A 10,118-nucleotide genomic window follows, 5' to 3' on the forward strand; every position below is an offset into this window, starting at 1 on the left:
TTGAGTATTTTTTATACTCTCTCTACGCGCCCCCCCCCGGCCCCCCCCCCCCCTCACCCGGCGCCCCGGGCCGGCGGGCCCGGCCGCCCCCCCCCCACGTCTCCGAACAGGTCGAGGTGGAGGCGCTGCTCTCCCACCTCAACGCCGACCGGCGCAGCTCGTTCGTCCTTACGCAGTTGCTCGGCCTCTCCTATGAGGAGGCTGCGCAGGTGTGTGGCTGCCCCGTCGGGACGATCCGGTCCCGCGTCGCGCGTGCCCGAGCCGACCTCATCGAGGCGCTGGGCGCGGACCGGGTTGCTCCGCCCACGCGGGCACGGGCCTCCGCCGGACGTAGCGCGTCCGGTGATGTGGTAAGCCTGGCCTATCCCGAACGCCCGTCCGGTTCCTCTCCCCGGGGCCAGACACCGAAGAGATGGTGAAAGACATGGTGACGATGGGAACCGGCGCCGGGGGTCTGGAGGGTCCCGGCGGAATGGACTGCGACACCGCCCGGGAGTCGCTGTCCGCTCTCCTCGACGGCGAGGCGATGCTGGGTGCCCGGGAGGACTTGGACGCCCATGTGGCCGCCTGCCGCGGCTGCCGGCAGTGGCAGGAAGCCGCCCATCTGGTGACCCGTCGTGCCCGGCTCATCCCGGCGCCTTCGGTGCCCGACAGCACCGAGCGCATCCTGACGGCCGTCCTGGCGGACCGGTCTCCACGAGAAGGCAGACGCACCGCGCGGCTGGTCCGCTCCGGCCTGGCGGCGGCGGCGCTCGCCCACAGCGTGATCATCGTCCCCGCGTTGGCCGGCCGCGCGGCCGTCGGGGTGCCGATGCGAGCTTCACAGGAACTCGCCACCTTCAACCTCACGCTCGCTGTGGCACTGCTGGCCGCGGCGGTGCGTCCAGCCTGGGCCCGGGCGATGCTGCCCGTGGTGGGGGTGGCCGTCGGGTTCCTGGCAGTGTTCGCCTTCGTCGGCGCCGCCAGCGGTTACACGACCATGCGCGCCGAAGCGCCGCACCTGATCACCCTCGTGGGGGCCGTGCTCCTGGCGGTGCTGACCAGGACCTTCAGCGGGGACACCGATGGCCCGGCGCACCGACCACTGCTCCGGCATGCCCTGTTCCGCACGTTCCGGCGGCGCCGTCTGCCGACAGGCCTGGCCAGGTTCGTGCGGCCTTCGGGACGCGGGGTGGACTGGAAGGCCGCCCACGGCTCGGCACCGACGCGATAGGGCGTGTTTTAGAAGTCCCTCCCCCAGAGCTTCGCCTGGGTGCCCCCAGCCCGACAAGATCGCCCGGACAGGACCGAGCTGTTCGAGCCTCGTCCACCCACACAAGGTCCGAGAACGCCAGCGGACGCGTACCCGAACGCCCGCGCGCCGCACTGTGACGCACGCCATAACGGCCGGTCGGGAACTCCAGAGCCGTGACGAGCGACTACCTCGCGTGCATGCCGCCAACGCCCGGGAAACCGGGCCACGCAGGCTGCAAGTAGCCGCAGAAACGGAAGGAATTGAGATGGCCACCGCCCAACAGGCCGCGAGGATCGTCACCCCCAAGGAAGCCCCGAAGGAGGTCGCTCCCCCACGGGCAGGTCAGAAGTACGCCGTCGAGCTGATCGGGACGTTCTTCCTCGTCTTCACGGTCGGCGCCAGCGTATTCAGCGGCAGCACACTTGCCCCGCTGGCCATCGGCTCGTCCCTCATGATCATGGTCTACGCCGGCGGGCACATCTCCGGCGCCCACTACAACCCCGCCGTGACCATGGCGGCGTTGGTGCGGGGCCGGATAGGGACACGTGATGCGGTCGGGTACTGGATCGCGCAGCTCGCTGCCGGCCTCCTCGCCGCGGTGGCCGTCCGGGCCGCTGTCACCCCGGCGGCGACGGTCAAGCCCCTGGCCCTGTCCGGTCACACTCTGACGGCTGCCTTCGTGGTGGAGCTCCTGTTCACCTTCGCTCTGGCCTACGTCGTGCTCAATGTCGCCACCAGCAAGGACCACCCGGACAACTCCTTCTACGGCCTGGCGATCGGTTTCACCGTCGTGGCGGGTGCCTTCGCGGTCGGCGGGATCTCCGGTGGGGCGTTCAACCCGGGTGTAGCCGTCGGTGGCGCTGTGATGGGCGTGTTCGCCTGGCCGACGCTGTGGGTCTACCTGGTGGCCGAGCTCGTGGCCGGCGCCGCCGCCGGATTCGCCTTCCGCGCGCTCAACCCCGACGACAAGTGATCCGGCCAGAGGCCTGCGGCTGGCTCTGACCCAACTCTGCGCCACAGCCCGACGTGCGGCGGGCGGGCGGGCACGGTCCCGGCCCCCGTCCCGCCGCCTGACGCGCCGTCACTCCGTGATCGTTCCGGTAACAGGCCGGGAATATGCGCGGTATGACTCCGTAACCGTCACTCCTTACCGTTCGATCACCACTTGAGGCCACCGCTTGAGTCCACCACGTGCCCGCCGGTATCGGGGGGACCGGTCGTCAGACGAATGGAGTCACATGAACCGGTTCAGCCGGATCCGTCACCGTGCCCTGGTCACCCTCGCAGGTGCCGCGACCCTCGCCACAACGCTCACCTTCCCGGCCCACGCGGGGCCGGAGAAGCCCAAGCCGTTCACGCTCACCGAAACCACCATCGACGGCATCCACTCCGCACTTCAGTCCCACCGGCTGACGTGCACGCAGCTCGTTGACTCCTATCTGCGGCGGATCAAGGCCTACGACCAGGCCGGTCCCCGGATCAACAGCTACATCACCGTGTCCGACAAGGCGCTGAAGCGGGCGGCGGCACTCGACAAGGCCTTCGCCCGCAATGGGTTCACCGGCCAGCTGCACTGCGTTCCGGTGATCCTCAAAGACAACATAGACACCGCCGACATGCCGACGACGGGCGGGTCGAAAACGCTGGCCGGTACCTACCCGACGAGTAATGCCGCGGTCACCCAGCGCCTGCTGGACGCCGGGGCGGTCGTCCTCGGCAAGGGCAACCTGGACGAGTGGGCGCACGGCGGCTCCCCCGGCGGGGGATACAGCTCCATGGGCGGCCAGACGCTCAATCCCTACGACCTCACTCGCGCCCCGGCGGGGTCCAGCGCCGGGCCCGGTGCCGCGGTCGCCGCGAACCTCGCCGCCGTCGGTATGGGTACCGACACCCTCGGCTCACTGCGCGGTCCGGCCGCCGCCAACGACCTGGTCAGCATCAAGCCCACCATGGGGCTGGTCAGCGGGACCGGCATCATCCCGTTCAGCCTGACCTTCGACGTCGCAGGGCCGCTCACCCGGACCGTCTCGGACAGCGCGGCGATGCTCGGTGTTCTGACGGGAGTTGACGCCAAGGACCCGCGCACCAAGGCCGGCAAGGGCCACGGCAGCACGGACTACACGCAGTTCCTGGACGCGGACAAGCTGTCCGGCGCGCGAATCGGCATTGTGGACAACTTCAGCGGCGGCAACACCGAGATCGACGCGGCGACTCAGCGAGCCGTGGACACGATGAGGGCACGCGGAGCGACCGTCGTCACCGTGCACATGCCCGACTCGCTGCTGTCGTCGGCAGGTTCGGTCTACGCGAGCATCTCCGACCTGGAGTTCAAGCACCAGCTCGCCGACTACCTCGCGACCAGGAAGAAGAACGTCCCGGTCAAGACCCTGGCCGATGTCATCGCGCAGAGCAGCCGCCCGGGCTTCCCCATCTCGCCCGCTGTGCTGCCCCGGCTGAAGCAGGCTGAGAGCCAAGGGCCGCTCACCGACCCCGAGTACCAGCAGGCGCTTGCCACCGGCCCGGCCTCGTTCCGGAAGGGCATCGACAGCGTTCTCACCGAGAACCGGCTGGACGCGCTGGTCTTCCCCACCGCCAGCTGCCCGCCGGGCGCCTACCCCGGCAGCCCCGCCACGAACAACTGCCAGTCGGTCCCGGGCAGTTCCGCACTGGCCAGCCTGTCCGGCTACCCCTCGACCATGGTGCCCAACGGCTTCACCGCGAACCGGCTTCCGATCAGCCTGGCCTTCCTCGGTACGGCGTTCAGCGAGCCCGAGCTGATCGGGTTGTCCTACTCCTTCGAGCAGGCCACGAACCTGCGCCGGCCACCGGCCAGCGCGCCCCCGCTGGGGAGCCGAGCCCGCTGACCTCATCCGGCCCGGTGACCGCGCACGAGCAGCGCGGTCCCGGGTGCCGGCGATCATAGAGGTCGTTGACGAGCGCCGCAGCCACGATCGTCCGGGTCGGGAGGAGGAAGGCACCTTCCGGCCCGGACCTCCTCATGGAGATCGCGCGATCTCCATGAGTTCGCGCGATCTCCATGAGGAGGTCCGGAATCCCCCGAGCGCGGTCTTGCAGTTCCTGAAGGTCCATCTTCTGGTCACTCATTTTAAGACGGCTGCATCAGGCCGCGTGCCTCAGGCCGTACGACGCAGCAGCGCCAGATACATCGCGTCCGTGCCGTGCAGATGTGGCCACAGCTGCACATCGGGACCGTCGCCCAGCGCGGGCACGCCCGGCATCAGAGGCCTCGCGTCCACCCACTCGGCCTCGACGGCCGGGCCGCCGCGTCCCTTCAGCACGTCCTCGACGACCACCCGGGTCTCGGCGAGATGGGGCGAGCAGGTCGCGTAGCCGACCACTCCCCCGATCCGTACGGCCGTCAACGCCTCGCGCAGCAACGCGCGTTGGAGCGGCGCGAAGCCTTCCAGGTCCTCGGGACGCCGCCGCCAGCGGGCCTCCGGACGCCGCCGCAACGCGCCGAGCCCCGAGCACGGGACATCGACGAGCACCCGGTCGAAGGAGCCGGGCCGCCACGGCGGACGCGTGCCGTCCGCGGCGATGACCTGATACGGGCCGGGGTTGCCGGCCAGCGCCCGCTCGACCAGCCGGGCGCGGTGCGGCTGCTTCTCGGAGGCCAGCAGGGACGCGCCCCGGCCCGCGGCGAGCGCGGCCAGCAGCGCGGCCTTGCCGCCAGGGCCTGCGCAGCCGTCGAGCCACCGCTCGTCGGGGCCATCCAGCGGCGCGCCCGCCAGCGCGATCGCGACGAGCTGACTGCCCTCGTCCTGGACGCCTGCCCGCCCCTCCCGTACGGCCTCGATGGCGCCGGGCTCGCCGCCCTCGGCCAGCCGCACGGCATACGGCGACCAGCGTCCGGGCAGACCGGACTCCTCGCCCACCGCATCGAGCAGTTCAGCGGCCGTGGAGCGGCCCGGCCGGGCGACGAGCGTCACCTCGGGCCGCTCGTTGTCGGCCTCCAGCAGGTCCTCGATCCCGGCGCGCCCGCCGCCCAGCGAGTCCCACAGTGCGGAGACGACCCACCGCGGATGCGAGTGCACCACGGCCAGATGATCTTCGGCGTCCTCGTCGTACGGCGGAGCGACCCGCTCCAGCCAGGCGTCCAGATCGTTCTGCGCGATCTTGCGCAGGACGGCGTTGACGAACTTCGCCCGCCCGTCGCCGAGCACTACCCGCGCCAGCTCCACGCTCGCCGACACGGCCGCGTGGGTCGGGATCCGCGTCCCGAGCAGCTGGTGCGCACCGAGCGCGAGCACATCGAGCACCGGCGGGTCGACCTCGCGCAGCGGCCGGTCGATGCACGTCGCGATGATCGCGTCGTACGTGCCCTGGCGGCGCAGCGTCCCGTACACCAGCTCGGTGGCGAGCGCCGCGTCCCGGCCGTCGAAGTCCTCCTTCTCGCGGGCCTTCTTCAGCAGGGGCGGCAGTACGAGATTGGCGTACGCGTCCCTCTCGTCGACGGCCCGCAGCGCCTCGAAGGCCAGGATCCGCACGGGATCCTTCTTGGGACGGCGGTACGGCTTGGGGGGACGGCGACGTGCCTGCTCGTTCAAAGGTGCTCCGCTGTTGCTGTGTCTTCCCGGGGGACACCCCCGGACCCCCGGCCGGAGGCAGGCCCACCGGGCCGGGCCGCCCGGCATCGCGAGTGAACCTCAGTGAAAGGGTCGAACCCTCTCAGCCTACGTCCGTGCCGCCCACCTTCTCGCCCGGGGCGATGCGCACCCCGCGCGCCCAGTCGGCGGCGCGCATCGGCTTCTTGCCCTGCGGCTGGACCCAGAGCAGTTCGACGGCATGCGAGCCGGTCCCGACGTACACATTGTTCTTGCCGACGGAGAGCTCGCCGGGCGCGAGATCCGTACGGTCGGGCACCAGCGCTGCCTGGATCAGCTTGAGCCGTTCCCCGCGGAAGACCGTCCACGCGCCCGGCGCGGGGGTGCATCCGCGGACGACGCGGTCGACGCGGAGCGCCGGAGCGTTCCAGTCCACAAGCGCGTCCTCGACGCTGATCTTCGGCGCGAGCGAGACGCCCTCGGCCGGCTGCGGCACGGCCTGCAGGGTGCCGTCCTCGATGCCGTCCATGGTCGCGGCGAGCAGTCCGGCGCCGGCGAAGGCGAGCCGGGTGAGCAGGTCACCGCTGGTGTCGGTGGGCCGTACGTGCTCGGTGATCACGCCGTACACCGGACCTGAGTCGAGGCCTTCCTCGATCTGGAAGGTCGCGGCGCCCGTCATCTCGTCCCCGGCGAGGATGGCGTGCTGGACCGGCGCGGCGCCGCGCCAGGCGGGCAGCAGCGAGAAGTGGAGATTGACCCAGCCGTGGCGGGGCACGTCCAGGGCCACCTTGGGCAGCAGCGCCCCGTAAGCGACGACCGGGCAGCATTCGGGCGCGATCTCGCGCAGCCGCGCCAGGAATGCCTCGTCCCGCGGCTTGGCCGGCTTGAGCACCTCGATCCCAGCTTCCTCGGCGCGCTGGGCGACCGGGCTGGCCACCAGATGGCGGCCGCGTCCGGCGGGTGCGTCGGGCCGGGTGACGACGGCGGCGACTTCATGCCGGCCGGAGGCGATCAAGGCGTCCAGGGAGGGTACGGCGACCTCGGGGGTGCCTGCGAAGACGAGCTTCATCGGTGGCTGACTGCCTCTCAGGCTGGTATGTGCAAATAGCTGGTGATGCGTGCGGTGACGAGCGGCGCACCAGTCTATGGGCCGGGGGGGCGGGGGCGTACGGAGGACCGTGCGCCCCCGCGCATATGCGCAAAACGCTCCCGCAGCGTGACCACATCGCCACGTAGAGCGTTGGTCAAGAGAGATTGACCGAAACGGGCCGCCCCGGATGCGGCCCGACTCCTTTTCAACGCCGGTTCGAGAGGCTTGTCAATGGCCGACCACGCAACCCACGACGCTCAAGCCCGAGCAAGCCTGCATCTGTTGGTGCGGGACATCGAGCGGGTCCGGCGGCAGGTGGACGCATTGCGCACGCTCACCGCCCAGCTGGGAAATGTCTACCGCCCGCGCCGATCCGGCCCCTCCACGGGCTTCGTCGTCTATGGCAGGGCGCCGGCCCCGACCGTCCGTCTTGCGCAGGAGCTGCGGGACAGCGTCGAGACACTGGTGACCGCGGCCGTGGACTTCGATCGTTCGCTGGGCTTCTCTTGGGACGCGGTGGGCTCGGCACTCGGGGTGACCAAGCAGGCGGTCCACCGCCGCTACGGCGCGCGACGGGCCGCGCAGCAGACGGACCCGGTGGACATGGACCACGGCGCGGACCCGACGCCGACCCGCACGCTGCCCGTGGGCTCGGGCCTGCCGGCCGTCCCCGCCGCCCGCGCGATGCCGCCGCAGCCGGCGGTCACCGCCCAATCCCTCCGCGAGGAGGCCCGCCCGAGCGCCTTCCCCGGCCCGCGCAACGGCTGATCTTCCCCCGGCTGCCCCTGCCCTTGACGGGTGGGGGCCGCCGTTTGCTGTGTACGTGGGGGGGCGAGGACGGCCGCTGTACGTGGAGGCGGGGACGACAGCGCAACGCGCGGCCTGGCGGGCGCCGCAGGCATACGCGCGTGGCCCGGCGGGCTGCGAACGACCGGGCGGGTCCCGACTCGTCCGTGGTGTGGCCTTGCCCCCATGCCGTCAGCCGATGTCCGGCGGGTCGATCCTGATCCGTACCGGCTCCATGCCCCCGCGGGCCAGCCGGGCCGCCTGTGCCGACTTGAGCGCGGCCGCCAGCGCCGCCCCGCTGCCCGACGGCACCCTCAGCAGCGCCCGCTCCCACACCTCGCCCACCGGGGGGTCACCCGGCCGCCGTGGTCTGCCCGGATCGGTGACCGGGAGCGGCACCGGACCCAGCAGCTCCGCGTCGCCGGGCAGTCCGGCCGTCGCCACAAACGCGGCGATCGCCTCCGCACGGCCCGTCACCGACGCCATCCGGGAGACCGGCGGGAACCCCAGCTGCGCCCGCTCGCCCAGCTCGCGCTGCGCGTGCCCGACCGGGTCCCAGCGCACCAGCGCCTGGACCGGCCGCAGTGTCGGCTCAGCGACGATCACCACCGTGCCGCCCTCGCTCTGCCCGCGCACCAGCGATGCGGCGTCCATCCAGCGCCGCAGCGCATCCTCGCCCGCCCGCAGGTCGGCCCGTCCCAGCATCGCCCAGCCGTCGAGCAGCAGCGCCGCCGCGTATCCGCCGTCGGCGACGGGCTCCGCGCCCGGCGTGCTCACCACCAGCGCGGGCCGCCCCGGCACGGTGTCCAGCACATGGTCGCGGCCCGATGTGCGCACCTGGACCGCGGGGAAGGCCCGGCCGAGCTCCTCCGCCGTACGCCGCGCACCCACGATCTGGGCGCGCAGTCTCGTACTTCCGCACGCGGCGCAGTGCCAGTCCACCGCACCGCGCCCGCACCACCCACAGGTCAGATCCCGTTCGTCGGGCGCCTCCAGCGGCCCGGAACAGTGCCGGCACCGCGCGGGCGTGCGGCACCGCTCGCACGCGAGCCTGGGCACATAGCCCCGCCTGGGCACCTGGACCAGCACCGGTCCGCTCTTCAGCCCGTCGCGGACGGTCTGCCAGGCCAGACTCGGCAGCCGCGCCGCCCGCGCCGCCTCGTCCCGCGCCAGCTCCCCGTCCCCGACCGTACGCACCAGGGGCGCCGCACTGCGTACCTGCTCACGGTCGGCGATCAGCGGCAGGGCCCAGCCGCTCTCCACCAGCTGGGCCGCCTCCACCGTGCAGCTCGTACTCCCCAGCAGGAAGCCGCACCTGTCGTGCGTGGCCCGCAGCTCGAGGACCTCGCGCACATGCGGGAACGGTGCGTTCTCATCGCTGTGGCTGGAGTCGCCGTCGTCCCAGACGGCGACCAGTCCGAGATCCTGTACGGGAGCGAACATCGCGGCCCTGGTCCCGACGACGGCCCGCACCGACCCCCGCCGCACGGCGAGCCATTGCCGGTACCGCTTCTCGGGCCCGGACTCGGCGGTCAGCACCGCATGCCGGCCCTGCCCCAGCAGCGCGGTGAGCGCGGCGTCGACCCGGGCCGCACGCCGCCCGTCGGGCACGACGACCAGCGCACCCCGCCCCGCGGCGAGCGTCGCCACGACGGCCCGCGCCAGCTCGTCCGGCCACTGCGGCCCGGGCAGCGCGGTCCACACGGCCCGCGGCGCACCCCCGCCCGCGAGCGCCTCCACAAACGCCGCTCCGCGGCCGTACCGCCCCCAGGTCCCGGCGTCCGGCGCGGCGGGCGGCGGCAGCGGCTCCGGCGAGGGCTTCGACTCGGCCCGTCCGTTCCTGGGCGGGATGGCGAGCTGCAGCACATCCGCCAGGCTGCCCGCATACCGATCGGCGACCGCGCGCGCGAGGGCCAGCATCTGAGGGCTGAGCACCGGCTCGGGTGAGACGACATAGGCGAGCGCGGCGAGCGCTCCCCCGTAGTCCGTCTCGGCACGCCGCTCGATGAGAAACCCGTCGATCAGCCCGCCCCCTTCCCGCCGCCCTTCCCGCACACGGTGCGCCCCGGCCCCGAACCGCACCCGCACCCGCACCCCGGGCTGCGCGTCCGCGTCCAGCTCCTCGGGCACGGCATAGTCGAAGTACTGATCGAGATGGAGCACGCCCTTGTTGACCACCACCCGTGCGACGGGCAGCACCTTGGCCAGCGTGGCCCCTCGCCAGGTCCGCGGCTTGGCCTTGGGGACCTTCGCCTTGCGCACGGTCTCCCGGATGAGAGCAAGCTGCTCCGGCCCACCGGCGGCGGGCTCCTCGGGCTGCTTGTCGTCGCTGCTCACAGCCAAATTCCTACCAGACGCCACTGACAGCACGGCGGCCCCGGACCTTGTCGGTCCGGATCCCGGGGCGCGGGCATCGGGATGTGCCGGGGCAGGGGCGTGCTCG

The 10,118-nt window shown here is 72.2% G+C and carries 8 protein-coding genes; 5 read left to right on the forward strand and 3 right to left on the reverse strand.

What is annotated here, in order from left to right; all coding sequences use genetic code 11:
• Positions 1-116: 116 nt before the first annotated feature.
• From ACWDO5_RS33770 to ACWDO5_RS33785, 4 genes are all read left to right on the forward strand, one after another.
• Positions 117-419 carry a sigma factor-like helix-turn-helix DNA-binding protein gene (locus tag ACWDO5_RS33770; RefSeq protein ID WP_450534374.1) on the forward strand — a complete coding sequence of 101 codons (303 nt, stop codon included), beginning with the start codon at positions 117-119 and terminating at the stop codon, positions 417-419.
• 5 nt (positions 420-424) lie between these two features.
• Complete coding sequence (locus ACWDO5_RS33775) at positions 425-1,213, forward strand: zf-HC2 domain-containing protein (protein ID WP_450534375.1); 789 nt, start codon at positions 425-427, stop codon at positions 1,211-1,213.
• Positions 1,214-1,499: 286 nt separating this feature from the next.
• Positions 1,500-2,207: an MIP/aquaporin family protein gene (locus ACWDO5_RS33780; RefSeq protein ID WP_450534376.1), complete on the forward strand. Its 708-nt coding sequence runs from the start codon at positions 1,500-1,502 to the stop codon at positions 2,205-2,207.
• Between the two features lie 265 nt (positions 2,208-2,472).
• Positions 2,473-4,098 (forward strand): amidase family protein, encoded by a 1,626-nt coding sequence (locus tag ACWDO5_RS33785; protein WP_450534377.1) that lies wholly within the window; start codon positions 2,473-2,475, stop codon positions 4,096-4,098.
• A gap of 270 nt (positions 4,099-4,368) precedes the next feature.
• Here ACWDO5_RS33785 and ACWDO5_RS33790 read toward each other — a convergent pair whose 3' ends face one another.
• Positions 4,369-5,802, reverse strand: coding sequence for an RsmB/NOP family class I SAM-dependent RNA methyltransferase (locus tag ACWDO5_RS33790; RefSeq protein WP_450534378.1), 1,434 nt, complete (start codon positions 5,800-5,802; stop codon positions 4,369-4,371).
• A 121-nt stretch (positions 5,803-5,923) separates the two neighbouring features.
• Positions 5,924-6,868, reverse strand: coding sequence for a methionyl-tRNA formyltransferase (gene fmt, locus ACWDO5_RS33795; protein WP_450534379.1), 945 nt, complete (start codon positions 6,866-6,868; stop codon positions 5,924-5,926).
• Positions 6,869-7,120: 252 nt separating this feature from the next.
• On the opposite strand from fmt, the gene ACWDO5_RS33800 reads away from it, so the two are divergent.
• On the forward strand, positions 7,121-7,657 hold the full coding sequence (locus ACWDO5_RS33800; RefSeq protein WP_450534380.1) for a hypothetical protein: 537 nt from the start codon (positions 7,121-7,123) through the stop codon (positions 7,655-7,657).
• 210 nt (positions 7,658-7,867) lie between these two features.
• Here ACWDO5_RS33800 and ACWDO5_RS33805 read toward each other — a convergent pair whose 3' ends face one another.
• Positions 7,868-10,012: a primosomal protein N' gene (locus tag ACWDO5_RS33805; protein ID WP_450534381.1), complete on the reverse strand. Its 2,145-nt coding sequence runs from the start codon at positions 10,010-10,012 to the stop codon at positions 7,868-7,870.
• Between the last annotated feature and the right edge of the window lie 106 nt (positions 10,013-10,118).

It is taken from the genome of Streptomyces sp. NPDC000880, from assembly GCF_053599675.1.